Annotated in this window: 16 protein-coding genes and 2 tRNA genes; 8 read left to right on the forward strand and 10 right to left on the reverse strand. The window is 56.5% G+C overall.

The features are described 5' to 3' along the window. The first annotated feature begins 179 nt into the window (after positions 1-179). The 4 genes from ACSFDB_RS16475 to ACSFDB_RS16490 all read left to right on the forward strand — a co-directional run bounded on the left by ACSFDB_RS16475 (position 180) and on the right by ACSFDB_RS16490 (position 5,099). Entirely contained in the window at positions 180-944 is a 765-nt protein-coding gene (locus ACSFDB_RS16475; RefSeq protein ID WP_440772012.1) for a DUF5781 family protein, read from the forward strand. Between the two features lie 190 nt (positions 945-1,134). Then, a complete protein-coding gene (locus tag ACSFDB_RS16480; protein ID WP_440772013.1) occupies positions 1,135-2,034 on the forward strand; it encodes a hypothetical protein in 900 nt (299 codons plus the stop codon). Between the two features lie 199 nt (positions 2,035-2,233). Beyond that, a complete protein-coding gene (locus ACSFDB_RS16485) occupies positions 2,234-2,959 on the forward strand; it encodes a DUF7504 family protein (RefSeq protein ID WP_440772014.1) in 726 nt (241 codons plus the stop codon). A 70-nt stretch (positions 2,960-3,029) separates the two neighbouring features. After that, a complete protein-coding gene (locus ACSFDB_RS16490; RefSeq protein WP_440772015.1) occupies positions 3,030-5,099 on the forward strand; it encodes a hypothetical protein in 2,070 nt (689 codons plus the stop codon). Positions 5,100-5,103: 4 nt separating this feature from the next. On the opposite strand, the gene ACSFDB_RS16495 is transcribed toward ACSFDB_RS16490, so the two are convergent. Both ACSFDB_RS16495 and ACSFDB_RS16500 read right to left on the reverse strand, forming a co-directional pair. After that, positions 5,104-5,229 (reverse strand): DUF7503 family protein, encoded by a 126-nt coding sequence (locus tag ACSFDB_RS16495; RefSeq protein WP_440772016.1) that lies wholly within the window; start codon positions 5,227-5,229, stop codon positions 5,104-5,106. Between the two features lie 161 nt (positions 5,230-5,390). Beyond that, the gene (locus tag ACSFDB_RS16500) at positions 5,391-5,960 is read right to left on the reverse strand and encodes a HalX domain-containing protein (RefSeq protein WP_440772017.1); all 570 of its coding nucleotides are present in this window, start codon (positions 5,958-5,960) and stop codon (positions 5,391-5,393) included. A 202-nt stretch (positions 5,961-6,162) separates the two neighbouring features. Between ACSFDB_RS16500 and ACSFDB_RS16505 the strand changes: the two genes are divergently transcribed. After that, positions 6,163-8,202, forward strand: a complete 2,040-nt coding sequence (locus tag ACSFDB_RS16505) for a hypothetical protein (protein ID WP_440772018.1) — start codon at positions 6,163-6,165, stop codon at positions 8,200-8,202. A gap of 55 nt (positions 8,203-8,257) precedes the next feature. Here the strand turns inward: ACSFDB_RS16505 and ACSFDB_RS16510 are convergent, their stop codons facing one another. The 8 genes from ACSFDB_RS16510 to ACSFDB_RS16545 form a co-directional block, all read right to left on the reverse strand. Then, positions 8,258-8,866, reverse strand: coding sequence for a 30S ribosomal protein S7 (locus tag ACSFDB_RS16510; RefSeq protein ID WP_006087695.1), 609 nt, complete (start codon positions 8,864-8,866; stop codon positions 8,258-8,260). A 2-nt stretch (positions 8,867-8,868) separates the two neighbouring features. Then, positions 8,869-9,297: a 30S ribosomal protein S12 gene (locus ACSFDB_RS16515; RefSeq protein ID WP_004267302.1), complete on the reverse strand. Its 429-nt coding sequence runs from the start codon at positions 9,295-9,297 to the stop codon at positions 8,869-8,871. A gap of 185 nt (positions 9,298-9,482) precedes the next feature. Next, the gene (locus ACSFDB_RS16520) at positions 9,483-9,926 is read right to left on the reverse strand and encodes a NusA-like transcription termination signal-binding factor (protein ID WP_440772019.1); all 444 of its coding nucleotides are present in this window, start codon (positions 9,924-9,926) and stop codon (positions 9,483-9,485) included. 3 nt (positions 9,927-9,929) lie between these two features. Further along, a complete protein-coding gene (rpoA2, locus tag ACSFDB_RS16525) occupies positions 9,930-11,123 on the reverse strand; it encodes a DNA-directed RNA polymerase subunit A'' (protein ID WP_440772020.1) in 1,194 nt (397 codons plus the stop codon). Further along, a complete protein-coding gene (locus ACSFDB_RS16530; RefSeq protein WP_440772021.1) occupies positions 11,116-14,043 on the reverse strand; it encodes a DNA-directed RNA polymerase subunit A' in 2,928 nt (975 codons plus the stop codon). The genes rpoA2 and ACSFDB_RS16530 overlap by 8 nt, the downstream gene beginning before the upstream one ends. Positions 14,044-14,052: 9 nt before the next feature. Continuing rightward, positions 14,053-15,882 (reverse strand): DNA-directed RNA polymerase subunit B, encoded by a 1,830-nt coding sequence (gene rpoB, locus ACSFDB_RS16535; RefSeq protein ID WP_090308560.1) that lies wholly within the window; start codon positions 15,880-15,882, stop codon positions 14,053-14,055. 6 nt (positions 15,883-15,888) lie between these two features. Further along, entirely contained in the window at positions 15,889-17,463 is a 1,575-nt protein-coding gene (locus ACSFDB_RS16540; RefSeq protein ID WP_090308556.1) for a DNA-directed RNA polymerase subunit B'', read from the reverse strand. Further along, the gene (locus tag ACSFDB_RS16545; RefSeq protein WP_440772022.1) at positions 17,464-17,691 is read right to left on the reverse strand and encodes a DNA-directed RNA polymerase subunit H; all 228 of its coding nucleotides are present in this window, start codon (positions 17,689-17,691) and stop codon (positions 17,464-17,466) included. Between the two features lie 311 nt (positions 17,692-18,002). On the opposite strand from ACSFDB_RS16545, the gene ACSFDB_RS16550 reads away from it, so the two are divergent. The 3 genes from ACSFDB_RS16550 (at position 18,003) to ACSFDB_RS16560 (ending at position 19,315) form a co-directional block, all read left to right on the forward strand. Then, a tRNA-Asp gene (locus tag ACSFDB_RS16550) sits at positions 18,003-18,075 on the forward strand. Positions 18,076-18,561: 486 nt separating this feature from the next. Continuing rightward, a tRNA-Asp gene (locus ACSFDB_RS16555) sits at positions 18,562-18,634 on the forward strand. A gap of 267 nt (positions 18,635-18,901) precedes the next feature. Further along, positions 18,902-19,315, forward strand: coding sequence for a group I intron-associated PD-(D/E)XK endonuclease (locus tag ACSFDB_RS16560; RefSeq protein ID WP_440772023.1), 414 nt, complete (start codon positions 18,902-18,904; stop codon positions 19,313-19,315). Positions 19,316-19,356 lie beyond the last annotated feature (41 nt).

Below are 19,356 nucleotides of genomic sequence, written 5' to 3' on the forward strand. Positions count from 1 at the left end.
GCCGACGAAAGCGGTTCGCTGTCACGTCCGGCACGACAACCCGTTACGAATGCGACTGAACGAGAATCCAACTGCCGAACCTGACTCGCCGACCGTCGGTTGTCACGCACCGCGGCGACCTTCGGCCGTCGAAATCGGGCGCAAGAGACATACGCCGCCGGAACTTGGTACTCATACACATGGATCTCCGCGTGCAGGGTGCCGGTCCCACCTCTCCGTTCCTCGGTGCTCGAGACCTGTTCGAGACCGAACACGACCTCTCGCTACCGGTTCACGTCCAGCTCCAGGACGATCCCGACGAACGAACCTGGGCCGGCCACCACGACGACCGCCACGTCCTAAACATCTCGAGACAGGCCGCCTCGAGTGCCATGGCTCGCGAACTGGCCCTCCACGAGTTCGCACACATGGCCCGACACGAACAGAAACACCCCTCGCACACACAGTCGACGGAGGAAGTGCTCTACCTCGCGCTCGCCGGCAAGAGCGTCGAACGGCGCAAGCTGGCCCACTGCTACCAGATCGCCAATCACATGAAAGATATCTACGCCGATGACATCACGCTCGCCGTCGGCCCCGGCGAGAAACTACTCTCCTTCCTCGAATCGAGCCTCGCAATGGCGATCGCAGATCGCCCCGAGACGCCGTCCCGTCCAGGATTCGAGCGCCTCTCGGCGAGTTCCGATCCGGATATCACGGCGGTCAACGCCGCGTTTGCGCTCGCGCTCGCCGAACGCCACGACCTCGTCGACGACGATCACCGACTGTACGATCTCGCGTACGCGGCCGCGATGGACGCCCCGCACGTCGACTTCGAGGGGTTCAAACGTCGGTTTCGGGAACTCGCCCGCGATCCCGACTCGAGTACCTACCGCCAAGTGCTCGTCGACGCGACCCGAGCGTACGTCGGTGGCGACGGGCGTGAGGGGCCCGCCGCGGACTGACCGTCGCTGATTGCCACTGACCACCTCACCACTCATACTTTTTGCGAACAGTAAGTTTCCGAAAGCGATCTTCCCGCGTCCACCGACAACACCCAGAATCACTACCTAGAATCACTATTTTGGTATGCGGCACAAATTGAGAGGATGGACGGCGAGTACGTATATCGCACAGCGCCTATGTCAGTCGATCGTGACTGGTACGACAGACAGCACATGTGGCATCGACCGGCGAACGTATCTCCAGGCAGCCAGTGGGTTTGCAGTTGCGAGTGCCATCGGTCTCGCGGGATGTCTCAGCGACGAGACCGACGATTCGGACGACGGGAACGGTGACGACGAACCGGTCGGAACGCTCACCACAGAACTCGCCGCCGGAGCGGACGCGTTCGACGACTTCAACGACTTCACCGCGACGATTCAGGGTCTGTGGGTCGTTCCCGCTCCGGACGACGAAACCCACGAGACCGACGACGAAGAGACGGACAACGAAACCGAAGCGGGTGAGAACGATGACAGTGAAACGAACGGGGAACGTGAACCAGACGAGACCGATGACGAAAGCGAATCGGAGAACGACGGAAACGACGAACAGTCGGAAACCGATACCCGTGACGACCGAGCGTACTACGAGTTCGACGACGCCATAGACGTCGACCTCGTGGCGCTCGAGGACGGCTCGCAAGTGATCGACGAACGCGACTTCCCGGTCGACGAGTACGAACACCTGCAGTTAGACGTCAGCGGGATCGATGCAACGCTGACGAACGACGATCCAGCAACGGTAACGACACCCGATGACGGACCCCTCCAGTTCGACGAACGGTTCGAGATTCGCGACGGCGGAGAAACGACCTTCGTCGCGGCCGTTCAACCCGTCGAGCAGGACGACGCTCGGACGTACGTTCTCGAGGCGGTCGCAGACGGCACCGAAGTCATCACGGATGGCGAAGGTGGTGACGACGACACCAGCGAGAACGGTGATGACGATACCAGCGAGAGCGGTGACGACGGTGATGACGGTGACAACGATACCGGTGGCAACGGAGATGGTTCTGGCAACGACGGAGACGATTCCGGCGACGACGAGTAAACCATATCCACCGATCCGAACCGCGAGAGTCGTGCACAAATCAGACGTAGGCCCTTTGTCGAACGGACGTCGCGAAGTTGCGCACAGAGATACACTCAGAACGACGAATCGAACGTAGCGGCCATAAGGCTCAAGTATACGGCTTCGCTTCAACCCGAACATTTAATGTATGATTCGACGAATGGCGTAACATATATTGATGTTTTCGCGCAAGGACTGGGGGAGCGGGTCGGACGGCGAGCAGTTCACCGAAACGCTATCCCGACTGAAACGTGAGGGTGCGAGCGTTCTCGTCGTCGGCTCCGTTCGAGCTGATCAACGGCAGAACGTCTGTCGACGACTGCTGGGACAGGCGACCGTCCGGCCACGTCGACGCGTGCTGGTTTCGACCACCGGCGATTTACACGACGTCTCACACCTGGTCGACGCGGACGTCAACACGTCCGATACGCTCAAGTTCGTTAGCTACGCCACACAGGCCCGCAGCACCGCCGCGAGTGACGCCGGAGCGAATCCGTCGGAGACCGACTCCCCATCGCTCGAGGCATCACCGACGACGACCACCGCGCTTGCCGACCTCGGTATCGCTATCTCGAGCGCAATCGAATCGTTCGAGTCCGAAGCTGACGGTCTCGCCCCCGCAGAACTCCGCGTTGGCATCAATTCGCTGGTGCCGCTCCTCGAGGAGTACGGTGTCGAACGCGTCTTCAAATTCGTTCATCTGACGAACGGTCGGACTCGAGACGCCGACGGTATGATCCACTACCACCTACCGATGGACCGAGACTCAGATGTCGTCTCCGTGCTGGCACCACTGTTCGACATTATCGTCGAACTTCGGGAACAGAGCGGCGACTTTCAGGAACGATGGTCGATCAACGACGGCGATCAGAGTTCTGGGTGGATCTCGATCGATCAGTCGTAGGGTTATGGTGTCCGGGGCTTACCCTAATGATCACGGTGGAGGTTGACCGTAGCATCTTCCACCACTCTCCATGAAACCAAAATTTGAATCTACCGAAACTGGTTTAGAAATAATCGATCGAATTGAGCGACATCGCTATCAACTTACCACACATGAGGAAACATTTCCCTGCCCAGCGGATACGGATGAGTTTCAGTATCCAGTAGATGCTGCTGTTGAAATTCGAGAAGAGATGATTACTCTTCCGATGAATAAACATGTTTACATTCGTAAAAAGGATGGGTCAATGGTTGCAGAGGCACAGCCTCCGGATCCAACATCACTGCCAAAAGGAGAGTATACACTTGAGATATCTGCATCGCTTAAAATTTATCTGAAGATAGATGGTAGTCTATATATTTACTTTGATTCTGATCAGACTCATATCGCTATTAGTGATGAAACGCGTGTCATCGTAGGTGCTAGATCATACCACACACGGCCTGCAAACAGTATCACAACAACAAAAAAACCAACGGATTTAATGAAAGCAATAACAGCATTTGGATCAGCACTGAAAACAACCTCACCAGAACGATCGTATCCGACGTTACGTGGGCACCCACCTACTATCAGATTAGGCGATAAGTTTGAACTTCCACCAAATTTTAATATCCCAAAAACAGGTGTAGAAATTGAAGTTCCGCCGACGTATACACACGTATATCCAATAACATCTCTTTCATATTACACAGGTGCAAAGATTGTACCAGGGCCGACTCCAAAACTTACGACTGAGAACGGATTTTCTTATTCACTTACCGGAAAAGATGGGTTTGAGACAGTCGTAGAACAAGTCCTAAAACAAATATTCTTTCTAGATTGTATAGTTAGGACTGAAGGTATGACACCACTTCCGCTGTATGAGCGTCAGACTGTGGAGTCTGCGCTCCCATTCGACCTAGATAACATATACGACAAAGATATATCCAAACAAATTGAAAAATATCTTGAAATACCATTTCAGGAGATAGAAAAGTACCTTCCAGAGTGGCGACTTGAGATGCAACTTGAGCCTACAGCAGAAAGCAGTGAGTTCCTTCCATTTGTAGCCAATAATCTAGCTATTGTTAGAGTACAAAAAGGATTGACAGAGCCACAATTCTCATCGGATGTACAGACAAACGCAATTGACAGTTTCACACGGAGCGGTTCAATTGATCATACGGATATAGTTCGTGGAAAAGGCACGCAGTCCAAAAGAAATGTCTCAGACATAACTACTATTCAACAATCATGGTGTAGTTCTGATTCTGGACAGATCACAAGCACAGCATCACTTTCAGCGTTCCAAAATAGTATTGGACGAACCCCAAGGGTTGATCCGATTGAAATTAATGTTGTATGTAATGATTCGGACATGCGTGACGAACTTGAAACAGTGAATGGAGTCTATGGGACTCATGAAGAGCTTCCGTTCGATGTTTCTGTATACTATGAAACCACAACGGAAAAATTGCATGGTATTCTATCTGACGAAAGTGATTTTCTTCATTATATCGGTCATATCGATGACCTTGGATTCCAATGCACAGATGGAAGATTAGACGCAGAAAAAGTTGAAACAGTGGGTGCAAAAGCGTTCTTTTTGAATGCTTGCCAATCTCATGATCAAGGTATGAAATTGGTAGAGTCGGGAAGTATTGGTGGCATTGTGACTTTTGAAGATGTTGTCAACAGGGGGGCAACAAGCGTTGGGAGTATAATTGCACGGCTATTAAACCATGGCTTTTCATTGTATTCTGCCCTTAGTCTTGCTCGTAAAGAAAATGTTGTCGGTGAACAATATCAAATTGTAGGGGAAGGAACTACAACGATCGCACAATCAAAAACAGGTGTTCCAAGTGTTTGCTCAATAGAAGAAAAACAAGACTTCGTCAAACTGGAAATTACGACATACGAAGGATCCAGTACTAGCAAGGGAAGTATAGTCACCCCGCATATAGAATCCATTAATCTATATCATCTGCTTCCAGGGAAGATTGGCGGTATTTTTGTCACGAAATCACAATTTAAGGAGTTCCTTGACCTGCAGGAGATACCGGTTGTATCTGATGATAAAATTCACTGGAGCGACGATATACTTGACGAATGGCAGTAACTAGTTAGGGGCCTGGGTAAAACTCCATACTTGCTGAGGCAGCTCCAGCTTGTGATAGAATCAACATCATTGTAAATAGGACGCCGATCATTCGTGGGTGGTTCTTTAGGTACTGGCTTAGGTCTTCCATAGTACATGTCATACATCATTTGGGAAGATTATAAATTTATTTTAATTTATCAGATGTATAAAGAATAGTACTATCTCGGACGTTAGTGTTTGAAAGGATGGTTCGCAAGGAAATATACTTAGCTACAAATAAAGAGATTCATAAGAAGAACGTTGAACTGCCTACTCATCCAATAATTTGCGAAGTGTGCTATTGAATTCCTCACTTGAAAATTGATTTCGAATCGTAGCTACCCGCTTGCGACAGTCGTCAATTTCACCAATAATAGATTGATATCGGTCAACAACATCAAGGCCAGATCTCAGTTCGCTTTCAAGCAATGCACGTTCTGTAGATAATCTGAAAAATTCATCCATGGCCGAATCGTACGCCTTTTGCAAAAGAATTCTATCAATCGTGGAATAAAGCGTTTCGTCTGAAACAGGACCGACAAGGAGTTCATCTGCGCCGCGATCGACAGGATCATCTGCCGGAACACTATCGGCAAGTACAAGAATTTGAGTTGCTGGCGCGTTCTGTTGGAACGCGTCAAGAACACCACGAGCATCCGGCCTTTCGAGTCCCCAATCGAGAAGGAGAAGGTCGTAACTCTCGTCGATTTGATCGAGAACCGAACAATCGAAATCAACCCTGTTGATTTCAGTAGCAACTCGAGTCCGCTCGGGATCCATATCAGTAAGAGAAAGAGTAGGATGGACGACGAGCAACTGGGATGTAGATTTCAGCAACACAGCTTCTACCAATACTGCTCGAGCAAATACTATTAAATGTGGCCAGAAGCGGACAGAGACCGGACTGATCTGGCAGTATATAATCTGCCGTAGTAAATTGTGGAAAAATGTCATAACCACAACGTATATTTTTACCAATTCACATAGAGAAGTGTATGATGGAGAGAACAGAAGTCGGTTTCCACACTAACTTTCATAGCGTATGAAACCTCAATTCAAGGCCACCCGAGATGGGGTGGAAATTATCGATCCGATCGACCGACACCGGAATCACTTCATAATACATGGGCCGGTTTCACTTCAAGATAGTAATCAGGATTATTTTCCATATCCGGTAGACTCAACAGTTGAGGTTAAAACTAACCGGATTACATTGCCAGTGATCAATCCTGTCTATGCGTACGACGGAAACAAAATGGTGACAGATGTTCAGCCAGATGAGCAACTCACACTACCATCTGGAGAATATACGCTTGATATCTCTTTGCAAATCAAAGTCTATATTCACTTCGAAGGTTCTGTGAAAATATACTCCGATACAGATCGTACACACATCGAACTAAGCGGGCTAACTCGAGTGATGATCGGTGCGCGTTCACACCACACACGTCCGGCAGGAACTATTACGACAACGGCAGATCCAAGCAATGTGATGCAGGCGGTATCGTCATTCGGTTCGGCACTAAAAACGACAACTACCGAACGATCTTTTCCGACGATGCGTGGACATCCACCTACGATCAGACTGGGAGACGAACTCACAATTCCTGATGGAATCGATTCTCCAGAAACGGGTGTAATTCTTGAGATTCCACCGACACTCTCTCACATATTTGTCTCGGCACCGCTAGTTTATTACCTTGGGGCAGATGTCGTTTCCGGGACGGAACCGCGACTCTGCACAAAAGACGGATTCAGCTACTCGCTCGATACTGCGGACAAGTTTGAGCGGACGGTAGAACGAACGCTGCAGCAACTTTTTTTCTTCGATTGTATCGTTCGGGGCGAGGGAAAAACTTCGCTACCCCTTTTCGAACGACAACAAATCAGCGAACAGCTAGAGTTTGATCCCTCAGTACTGTACGAGCAATCTCTTTCCGAACAAGTTAAATCATATCTTGGTATTCCATTTTCGGTTATAGAACCATATCTTCCCGAATGGAGACTTAAAACACAAATAGAGCCAACACCAGACGTTATCCCCTTTCTTCCATTTATCGCGAATGATCTCTCCCTCGTGAGTGTACAGGACGGAACAGGTCAATCAAATCAGCCTCTAAAAGAACAATCACATGTGGCACCGGATAACAAGCAAAACGTACCTACCATTTCATCCGCTGACAATCAGTCATCAATAACAACGATTGACCAATCGTGGCATTGTAGTAGGGGTAGTGAAATCGAAAGCATTGCACCAGTATCGGCGTACCACAACGGCATCAAACAATCACCGCAAGAGAACCCGATCAAGATTCATGTCGTCTGCAACGACCCAAATATGAATGAAGAGCTCATATTTGTAAACAGTATCTATGGGAAACGTGATATGCTTCCGTTCAATGTAGAAATTCACCATGAACTCACTTCGGCCGAACTCGAGGATGTTTTGACACGAGAAAGCGATTTTATCCACTATATTGGCCACATCGATAGTTCCGGCTTTCGGTGCTCTGACGGGCTATTAGATATCTACGATTTAAATACGGTCGGTACGAAATCGTTCTTCCTCAACGCGTGCAAGTCATACGAGCAGGGGCTACAATTGATCGAGGCGGGAGGTATTAGTGGGATTGTTACCATGAATGATGTAAAAAATGACGATGCTGTCAATACAGGCGGAATAATTGCTCGCTTATTGAATTCGGGGTTCTCTTTCTACGCTGCTGTCGATATTATCCGAAGAGTTTCCGAAATTGGAAATCAGTATCATGTTGTCGGCAATGGACGACTGACGGTAGCACAACCAGAGAACGGTGTTCCGAATACCTGTGTCATAGACACACGCGGAAGAGAATCAAAGATCGAAATCTACAATTATATCCTAGGGAACAAGGGTATGGGAACAGTATCTATTCCGTATCTTGAATCTATCGATACACATCATCTCCTGCCGAAGAAGATCGGGCCGCTAGCCGTAACGAAACCGCAACTCGTGCAGTTCTTTGAGAAAGAAACGATGCCCGTTCTACTGAACAATGAACTATGCTGGAGTGACGAGATTACACTACGTGACTTGAACTAATAGTGAAGGAATCTGACAGCCAGCAGAAAATAAAAGCCAAAAACGAGCGAGACGCTTAACGTGCAGCTGCCGCGACGCGCTCTTTCTCTTCTTTCTGGCTAACCGCGTACGTCTGGACGTCGTAGTTCGAGGCTCCGATCAGCTGCCGTGCGATAGCCTCCGAAACAGGCGTCGGCGTCTTGAACGATTCGTTGTAGACACCCTCGGCGAGGAACTTCAAGGACTGATCGACGCGGCGCTGAGGCGCGACGTCAACGGCCTTCGGGACCGAAATTCCACCGTACTTCAGGCGGACGGTCTCTTCCCGCGGGGCTGCGTTCTCGACAGCGGTCACGAGCACCTGGATCGGGTTCTCCTCGGTGCGCTCGTGGATGAGTTCGAACGCGTCACGGACGTGGTTGAGCGACTGCTGTTTCTTGCCCGTGTTCTCCTCAGTCTGCATGAGACGGTTGATGAACCGCTCGACGATCGAGATCTGGGACTTTTTGAACTGCTTGCCGGCGTGACGGCCGGCGGTGTGTGCGACCGGCGTCACCGTGATGTAGCGTTCGGTGGACGGATCGTTGTACGCGATCTCGTCGATCTCCCACGTGCCGAACAGCTTCGCGCCGACGTCTGCGCCACCTGCGGGGGCGTCCGGGTCGGGTTGGTCTTCTGCCGCCATAATTATCGCACCGGTTTCTCTGCGTTTCCGCGGACCAGTTCCTTCAGGGCGACGCCGTTGACCTTGTCGACCTTGTAGTTGACACCGGAAAGGTCACCCATCGCACGACCCTTCGCCCCACCGATACCGGCGATGGTAACTTCGTCGTGTTCGTCGATGAACGAGATGGCACCGTCACCGGGACAGAACGCGGTGACCTGCTTGCCGTTTTTGATCAGCTGAACTCGGACACACTTTCGGATCGCCGAGTTGGGCTGTTTTGCTTCGATGCCGACCTTTTCGAGTACGATACCTCGAGCCTGTGGAGCGCCCTCGAGTGGGTCGGACTTCTCGCGAAGTCCACGGGCGCGGCGCGCGTAGTCAGAGTCGGACCACCGCTGATTCTGGCGGTCCTTCTTGAGCTTGCGCGCGGCGTACTTGCCGTTTGCCATGGGAAGCGATATCCGTTGAAGGCACTTAAGCGACCCGTTTCGAAGGCGCCGTTACGGCTCGAGAACGCTCGAGGTACCCCGCTCGTCGAATCTGAGCGCGTTTCGCTGAGCTACGTTACGGACGGAGAATGGCGTAGCGTGCCTCGGCAGGCGTGAGGTTGCCGAACGGAAAATCGGAGTGAACGTTAGATCAGCTGCACGTCGTCGATCCCGAAGTGCCGATCGGCGAGTTCCCGTGCAGCTTCGATCGTTTGGCCACCGGTACCGATCGCGACGCCGCGGTCGTCGTTCGCGACCTCGACGTAAGCGACGGTATCCTCGTTCTCGCTGATCGTGACGTTGTACACCGCCGCCGGGGCGAGCGTGTTTGCGACGAACGTCTCGGGATCGTCGGCGTCTTCGACGAGTCGTACCGGCTTCCCGACGTGATCTTCGTACTTCGTGACGGTCCGGCCGCCGGGACCGATCGCCTCGCTCATCCCGCCGCTCGAGACGACGACGACGAGTCGTTCGTCCGCGGGGTCGGCGTCGGTCGCGTCGGTTACCAGGCAATCCTGCCCGCTTACACCCGTGACCTCTTCGAACGCGGCGAGGTACTGACGGGCATCGTCGTCGAGGGTAACACCCATCGATCAGTCGGCTTGACTGCCGCCGGAGTCGGTCGATCCCATTCGGAGGTCGACGTCGCCGGTTCCGAGCTTGATCGGTTTGCCGACGATGACGTTCTCCGTGACACCGTCAAGGTCGTCGATCTCGCCGTGGATCGCGGCGTTGAGCAGGTGGTTGACCGTCACCTCGAACGCTGCACGGGCGAGGACGGACTGCTTCGAGCCCGAGATACCGTGGCGACCGATCGACTCGATTTCGCCCCGGTTCGTCATCATGTCCGCGACCAGCATGAGGTGGCGGACGTTCACGTCGTCAAGCCCCTGCTCGGCGAGCGTGTTGTGCGTCTCCTCGATGATCGTTTCGCGTGCGGCCTCGATGCCGAGGTTGCGGTGGATCTCGTGAAGGTTGTTACACGTCGTTCGCGAGGCGTCGACGCCGTCGATCTCGAGGGCGTCGCCGAAGGCCGATCCCTCGGTGTAGAGGACGAACTGCTCGCCCTCGTCGAGTTCTTCGCGACGGATGACGACTCGAGAGACCTCCTCGATCCCCTTGAACGTGATGTCGCGAAGCTCCTCGACCAGCTGGAGTAGGTCGCGGTAGGACGGTTCCTCGGGACCGAACTGGATCTCGGTGCCCTGCTGGACCGTGCTCACGCCGAGGTTGTCCTCGATGATCTCGGCGACTTCCTCGGCCGTGATCATCCGCTCCTCTAAGGTATCCTTGTTGAGCGAGATCTGGACGCGCATGTCCGCGACGTTCGTCGAGACGTCGCCGAGTGCGAGGATCTTCGTCGCCTCGAGGTTCCAGACGACCTCGTGGGCTTTCTCGCGTTCGGTGGCGTACTCGTCCTCGAGGTAGACCGTCATCATCGGCGTGTCGGGGGTCTTCCGAGCGTCGACGAGTTCGATGAGTCGCGGCAGCCCCTGTGTCACGTCGATCTCTGCGACACCGGCGTAGTGGAACGTGTTCATCGTCAGCTGCGTTCCGGGTTCGCCGATCGACTGCGCGCTGACGGTGCCGACGGGGTCGAGCGGATCGACGCGCGTATCCATGTAGCGGGCCTCGACGGCCTTCGAGAGTTCGTCGGCGTCTTCGACGGTCGCGTCACCGCGATTCTCGAGGGTCTCGTAGACCTCGTCTTTGAGTCGGCGCGGCAGGTTGGTGTCCTCGACGATGGCGATCGTATCGTCGTTGACATCGTAGTGGACGTTAGTCATCGGAGGTCACCTCCGCTCCCTCGGCAAGTCGCTCGTCCGCGTGTTCGGAGAGGTTCGTCACCTCTCGTTTCGTGCCGAAGAACTCCTCGCGTTCGGCTTCGGACTCGAACTCCGAGTCGAGTACGCGATCCGCAATCGCCTCGACGTCGACATCGTTCTCGTCGCCGGAGGAGACCTTGACTGGCGAGGTGCCGTCCTCACCGAACTCGAACTGAACGATGGTGTCCGAGGTGTCCCGGACGGTACCGTCGTACTGGCTCTCGAGTTCCGAGAGGGCGTTGATCAGTCGGCGCTGGAGGTAGCCGGACTTCGACGTCCGGACTGCCGTGTCGACCAGCCCCTCGCGGCCACCCATCGCGTGGAAGAAGAACTCCCGCGGGGTCAGCCCGCTCGTATAGGAGTTCTCGACGAAGCCGTGGGCCTCCGCGGAGAGGTCGTTCGGCTCGTAGTGACTGAGGGTTCGGTCCTCGTAGCCGCGATTGATTCGCTCCCCTCGAACTGCCTGCTGGCCGACGGCGCCGGCCATCTGGGTGAGGTTCAGCATCGAACCACGCGCACCGGAGTTGGCCATGACCACGGCCGGGTTGTCGTCCTCGAAGTGCTCGTCCGCGATGGTCCCTGCATTGTCACGCGCACGCGAGAGCGTTTGCATGATCTTCATCTCGAGCGTCTCGTCGATCGTTCGACCGGGGAGACTCTCGAGTTCGCCGTTCTCGTAGGCCTCGATGAGTTCCTCGACGCGGTCGTTGGCGTCGGTGATGGTCTCGTCGATGCGCTCTTGGGCCTCCGCCGGGATCGTCTCGTCGTCGATCCCGATCGAGAACCCGAAGTGCATGATTGCACGCATCGCAAGCGTCGAAACCTCGTTGATGAAGATCCGCGAACGGGTGTTGCCGTAGACCTTCGTGATGGTGTCGACGATCTCGCCGCCGAACTCGCCGACCTCGTCTTCGGCGATGGTACCCTCGAGGAGTTGGCCGTCCTCGATGATGACGTCGTCGCCGACGGTGCCGGTAAACTCGAGGTTGAGGTCGTCGGGCAGGAGTTCGGAGAAGACGTCGTGGCCGGTCCAGAACGGTTCGTCCTCGTCGTCGATTCCACTTGGTTCCGGCAGTTCGTCGATCCGGGTCGCTCGAAGCAAGTCGAGCGCCTGGGTCTCGTTGAACCGCGGGTTGTCGTGGGTGAGCAGGTAGGTACCCGAGATGTGGTCCTGGATGGCGCCGATGATGTTCTCACCGAAGCGCGGGGAGAGGATCTGCTCCTGGACGCGCATGAGGACGCGGGCCTCGGCGCGAGCCTCCTCGTTCTGGAGGGCGTGCATGTTCATCTCGTCGCCGTCGAAGTCGGCGTTGTACGGCGGACAAACGACGGTGTTGAGTCGGAACGTCTTGTACGGCATGACCACGACCTCGTGGGCCATGATCGACATCCGGTGGAGCGAGGGCTGGCGGTTGAAGATGACGATGTCGCCGTCGATGAGGTGTCGGTTAACCTCCCAGCCGGCCTCGACCTTTTCCGCGAGCTGTTCGCAGTTCTTCTCGGTCACCTTCAGCCGGCGGCCGTCCGGTCGTCGGACGTAGTTCGCACCGGGATGGCCCTCCGGCCCGTTGGAAACGAACCGGCGGGCGTCCTCGAGATTGCGCTCGGTGACGTTCATCGTCTGGGTCATCTCCTTTGCGACGCGGTCCGGAACCCCGACCTCGTTGAGCGAGAGCGTCGGGTCCGGCGAGATGACGGTTCGGGCGGAGAAGTTTACACGCTTCCCGGACAGGGAGCCACGGAACCGTCCTTCCTTGCCCTTCAGCCGCTGAGAGAGCGTCTTGAGCGGCCGTCCCGAACGGTGTCGGGCCGGCGGCGTCCCCGAAATCTCGTTGTCCATGAAGGTGGTGACGTGATACTGAAGCAGCTCCCAGAGGTCCTCGATGATCAGCTGAGGTGCTCCTGCCTCACGGTTCTCCATGAACCGCTGGTTGATCCGGATGATGTCGACCAGCTTGTGCGTGAGGTCGTCCTCGGAGCGCTGGCCGTTGTCGAGGGTGATCGACGGTCGTGCGGTGACTGGCGGCACCGGGAGGACGGTCAGGATCATCCACTCCGGCCGGGAGCGGTCGGAGTCGATCCCGAGCACTTCGATGTCCTCGTCCGGGATGTTCTCGAACCAGTCCCGGATGTCGCTCGGCATCAGCTTGTTCGTGTCCTCCTCGGTGAGGTCGATATCCAGGGCCTTCTCGATGGCCTTGCGCTGGCTCTCGCGCGGGCGGAACGAACCCGAGAGGATCTCGTTGACCCGCGTGAGTTCGATCTCGGTCTCCTCGGCGAGTTCGTCGGGCGAGGTTCGCTCGATGCCTTCCTCCTCGTCGCCCTGCATCGCGGCCGCGATGCGCTGGGAGTACTCGCTGGTGAGGACCTGCTGGACCTCGTAGTAGGTGGTCGGTTTCTCGTGGTCGATGTCGTACTGGATCTCGCCGCAGAACGGACAGCGATCCTTCTTGCGGGCCTGGCGGATCGCCGCCTTGGTCACGTCGTTAAGGTCGCGACCCAACTTTCGGGATTCCGTGATGTCGGCGCGGAACTCGTCGCGTTCGTCCTCCGTCAGGAGGAGTCGCGAACACTCCCGGCAGGTGCCGCGCAGGAGTCGCCGAATGAGCTTCGTGAAGCCGACGTGGATGACGGGCGCGGCCAGTTCGATGTGGCCGAAGTGGCCGTTACAGGAACCCGAATGCTTTCCGCAGGTCTTGCACTCGAGGCCGGGGTCGATGACGCCCAGTCGGGGGTCCATCAGCCCCATGTCGATGGGGAAGCCGTCGTCGTCGTACGTGTCGGCGGTGATGATCTTCGTCGCGCTCATCTCCCGATACTCCTCGGGCTCCATGAGCCCGAAGTTGATCGATCCGATGTCTTTTGGTGTGCTGTGTTGCATGGTGGTTGCTTAGACGGCGTCTGCCAGCTCGAGTCGCGGCGCGATACCCAGCGCCTTCATCTCGTCCAGGAGGAGCTTGAACGCGTAGCTCATCTCGATCTCGTGGATATCGGTCTCCTCGTCGCAGTTCGGGCAGTAGACACGCCGTTGTTCGACGTTCTCGACCGCGCTCATCCCACACTGCCCACAGACGTGGATGAACTCGCGGTCGGACTCGTCGAGCAGTCGTTCTTTCAGCGTCATCGCCGCCCCGTGGCCGATGAACACGTCCCGTTCCATCTCCCCGATACGAAGTCCGCCTTCGCGGGCTCGTCCCTCGGTCGGCTGGCGGGTGAGAACCTGCACCGGCCCGCGCGAACGGGCGTGCAGCTTGTTCGAGACCATGTGGTAGAGCTTCTGGTAGAAAATGATCCCAACGAAGATCTCGGCCTCGATCTTCTCGCCGGTGACGCCGGAGTACATCGTCTCCTTGCCCGCGGAGTTGAAGCCGGCGTCCTCGAGACCGCCGCGAAGTTCGTCCTCGTCCTCGCCGAGGAACGGCGTCCCGTCGACGCGTCGTCCTTCCATCGCGCCGAGCTTGCCGCCGATCATCTCGAGGATGTGGCCGACCGTCATCCGGGAGGGCAGCGCGTGCGGGTTGAGGACGAGGTCGGGAACGACCCCCTCCTCGGTAAACGGCATGTCCTCCTGCGGTGCGAGGTGGCCGACGACCCCCTTCTGTCCGTGTCGAGATGCGAACTTGTCCCCGAGTTCGGGAATTCGCTCGTCGCGCACGGAGACCTTCGAGAGCTTCGAGCCGTCCTCGCCCTCCATGAGCGTGACGGTGTCGACGACGCCGGACTCACCCGAGCGCATGGTGACGGACGTTTCGCGGCGCTTCTGGGGCGAGAGACCGCCCATGTCGTCGGGCTCCTCGAGGAATCGCGGCGGAGACGTCTTCCCGAGCAGCACGGAGTTCTCGTCGACCGTCGTTTCCGGATTGACGAGGCCGTCCTCGTCGAGGTGTGCGTACGCTTCCTCGCCGCGTGCGCCGCGGACGTCCTGGGACGGAATCTCGAAGCGGTCTTCCTGACCGCCGGGGTAACGGCGTTCCTCGCCCTCGTAGGTCCGGAAGAAGTGCGAGCGGGCGAGTGCGCGCTCGACGCTGGCTTTGTTCATGACCAGCGCGTCCTCGATGTTGAACCCCTCGTAGCTCATCACGGCGACGACGAAGTTCTGGGCGGCGGGCCGGTCGTCGAAGCCGATCTGTTCGGTCGTCTGGGTCTTGACCATCGACAGCTGCGGGTAGTGCAGCAGGTGCTGGCGCGTGTCCGGTCGGATTCGGTAGTTCGCGCTCGGCAGACCGAGCGACTGTTTGACCATCCCTGCCCCCATCGTAATACGCGGGGAGGCGTTGTGCTCGGGGTAGGGGATCATCCCCGCACCGATCCCGAAGATCAGCGACGGATCGATCTCGAGGTGGGTGTGTTTCTCGGTCAGATCGTCTTCGTCGACGGCGACGAGGATGTCCTCTTCCTCCTCGGCGTCGATGAACTCGATGTAGCCGTGGTCGACGAGGTCCTCGAACTCGAGGTCACCGTCCTGGAGCGCCTCAATCTCCTGGTTGGAGATTCGGGGTTCGCCGCCTTCGACGACCAGGAGCGGGCGTCGCGCCCGGCCGGCGTCGGCGTTGACGATTACTTCGCGAGTGCGCTCTTTGACCGAGACGTTGACCATCTCGCTGACGTCCCCGATACGGCGCGCTTCGCGGATCTGTGCGGCTAACTCGTGCGGATCGGGGTGTGTCCCCACCAGCGACCCGTTGACGTAGACTTTCGCTTCTCGCTCTTGGCTGCTCATTGTTGATTAGTCGTCCGCAGTCGATCGTTCGATGCCCTCGAGGCCCGGAATCCCCTCGACACCCATCGATGCAAGTTCACGTTTGAGTCCCTGTTCGTCCTCGACGTTCTGGGAGAGCTCCATCGCCTGCGCGAAGTTCTTCACCAGTCCACAGTTCGGCCCCTCCGGCGTTTCGGAGGGACAGATACGACCCCACTGGGTCGCGTGTAAGTCCCGCGCCTCGAAGTGAGGCTGCGAGCGCGACAGCGGCGATCGGAGACGGCGCAGGTGGGAAAGAACCCCCATGAAGTCCGTTCGGTCTACCAGCTGGGAGACGCCGGAGCGGCCACCCACCCAGTTCCCCGTCGCGATCGGGTGCTCGAGACGCTCGGTGAGCACGTCGGAGCGCACGACCGTCGAAACCGACAGATTTCGGTTTCGCATGTTGGCGCGCTCGAGCTGGTACTTCACGTCCCGTGCCAGTTTATTCAACGCGGTCCGGAACAGGTCTTTCATCAGGTCGCCGCTGACCTTCAGGCGTTTGTTCGCGTAGTGGTCCTTGTCGTCGGAGTCGCGTCGGCCCAGCGCGAGTTCGAAACAGGCTTCGGCCATCCGACAGAGGTAGTGGGCCTTGTTGATCCGAACGTCTTCCTCCTCGACGCCCTCCTCGTGGAGGTGTGGCAGGAGGTAGCGGTCGATGACGTAGTTGGCCCGCTTGAGCTGGTAGTTCTTGCCCTGGCCGGAGGCGACGCGTTTCCCGAGGGTCTCGATCGCCTCTTCCTCGGTCTGGACGTCGGCTTCCTCCAGATTTTCGAGCATGTACTTGACGACCTCGGGGTCGTTCGAGACCTTGTGGACGATCTCCTCGTCCGACTCGAGGCCGAGTGCCCGAACGAGCGTAACGAAGTTGATCGATCCCGACACCGAGGGGAAGGATACCTCGAGCAGGCCGTCACGAGTTCGTTCACAGAGCACGAGGGCGCGGTAGCCACGGCGCTGGGAGAACGTCTTGGCGACCTGAATCTCGTCGCCGTACTTGGTGTCGTATTCGGCGAGGATCTTGTTCGGCGCGAGGTCCTCGCTGGTCATCAGCACGCGCTCGGAGCCGTTGACGATGAAGTAGCCGCCGGGGTCGGCCGGGTCCTCACCGATCTCGATCAGTTCCTGATCGGAGAAGCCGGCGATGTTACACTTCTCGGAGCCGACCATGATCGGCATCCGACCGATCTTCGTCTCGGTCGAGTCGACGACGCGCTCGTCGCCCTCCTCGCCTTTGACGATCGACATCTCCATGAAGACGGGTGCGGAGTAGGTGATGTTCCGGAGGCGAGCCTCCTGTGGGTACAGCAGTTCTTCGGAGCCGTCGGCCTCCCGAACGCGGGGCGTGACGACGCGCACGTCGCCGAGTTCGACGTGGACCGGCTCCTCGCCTTCCTTGTCGCCGATGTCCGTATCGATCGTCGCCTTCTCGTCGACGACCTCCTGCATCCCTCGGCCGAGGAAGGCGTTGAACGATCGGTAGTGGTGTTCGGCGAGTCGTTCCCTCGAGAAGTATTCGCGCGAAATGTCGCGTCGTTTGGATCTGTTCAGTTCTGTTGCCATTTATTCCACCACGAGTCGGTATACGACTGCCTGGTCGGTTGTCCGTGAGTCCCGAACGATTTTGATGACGTCGCCGATCTCCGCCTCGTCGGGCAGGGCGGAATCGTTGCGTTTGATTTTCGGAAGGTCTGTACGATCGATATTGTACTCGGCAAGGACCTCCTCGAGGACGTCCTCGTCGAGCACGGTGTGCTCCGGTACGAGTTCGTGTTGGCTTACGTCTACCATGTGTTGGGATTGGTGTGCGTGTCGGCTATCGGGAGAGAAGCGGCTGTCACGAGATACTACAGGCAGATACCGGCGGGACGCATTTAACGGTTACTAACTCGAGCGGGAGCAACAGCTATCCGACCGGGGCAGCCCTGATCGGAGGTGCCGATCACATGCGACAGTACCCCAGTATCAGTTAAATTCCTTGTGGAGCATGTAACTGTGTAGCAAAGAGCGGACTCGAGGCGCTTCCGTGGCTCGATTCCACGTACCACACGGTGATCGATTGGAAAGTCTTAATACCGTCACCGGGAAACGATGTGTTGTAAGCCCGGATGGTGTAGTGGCCCATCATACAACCCTGTCACGGTTGTGACGCGGGTTCAAATCCCGCTCCGGGCGTTCTCTCGATTTCAACTACCGAGCGAGGAGCATCTGCGACGAGCGAAGGCTGAAATCGAGAGAATCCAAAAAGGGAATTTGAACCCAGAGGACGAGCGAAGCGAAGTCCTCGCGGTTCAAATCCCGCTCCGGGCGCTTTCTGCTGACGCCAACCCACGAGTGAGGAGTGTAACGACGAACGAGCGGCGTCAGCGAAACCCCGACGAGGGATTTGAATCAGGGAGTGAAGCGAACGCAGTGAGCGAAACGACCGTGGTTCAAATCCCGCTCCAGGCGCTTTTCGAGGACCAACCCGACGAGCGGAGCAATCGTCTGTCTCACGGATGAGCCCTCGATAGGTATCCACGGACCAAACAGCACGAGAGTGCTGCATCACTCGAGGCAGAACGGAAGCTCATTGCTGTCAAGGGTGTGTGATAACGCAGTTGAAGAATAGTTGGAACACAACTCTTAAGAGTGTCACCGGGAAATCAAGGGATGCAGGTTGCCCGGATGGTGTAGTGGCCCATCATACAACCCTGTCACGGTTGTGACGCGGGTTCAAATCCCGCTCCGGGCGCTTCTCGAAATTCAAACTCGTGAGCAACCAGCTTGCTGTGTTGCGAACCATCGAATTTCGAGAAACGCAGACGAGGGATTTGAAAACAAAGAGTCGCAGGCCCGGAACGGCGCGAAGCGCCGCACGCCCGGACCGTCTCTGCCGGGTTCAAATCCCGCTCCGGGCGTCTTCTTCCGCGAACAACTCCGACGAGCACCGCATAGCGTGTGCTCGTTATCAATAGTCTGCGACTGACAGTTTATAACCGATAATCGGACAAACCGTCACATGCGTAACTCGAAGCAAGTCGGGGACGAAACGGAGTCGAGAGCACTGACGAAACTACTCGAGTGTGGGTACAGCGTTTCGATCCCCTTCGGCGACAACGACAGATACGATCTCGTCGTCGACGATGGGGGAGACCTGTATCGTGTGCAGTGCAAGACCGGCTGGCCGAATAAGACCGAAACGATGCGCTTCAACACGCACTCACAGACGACGAGGGACGGGTCGTATCACGAAGAGACGTACCACGGGGAGGTCGACGCCTTTCTGGTCTACTACCCGAAAAACGACACGTTCTACTGGATCGACACCGCCGACGCGACCGGACAGAAGATGGAGCTTCGATTCGAATCCGAAATCGATCATCCGTCGATAAACTGGGCCGACACGTACGAGTTCGACGGCACGATCCCCTAACCAACGCACGCCGTACGGCTACTCGAGCGCGACGGGACCGA

The organism is Natronorubrum amylolyticum (assembly GCF_052040145.1).
Classification (GTDB): Archaea; Halobacteriota; Halobacteria; order Halobacteriales; family Natrialbaceae; genus Natronorubrum.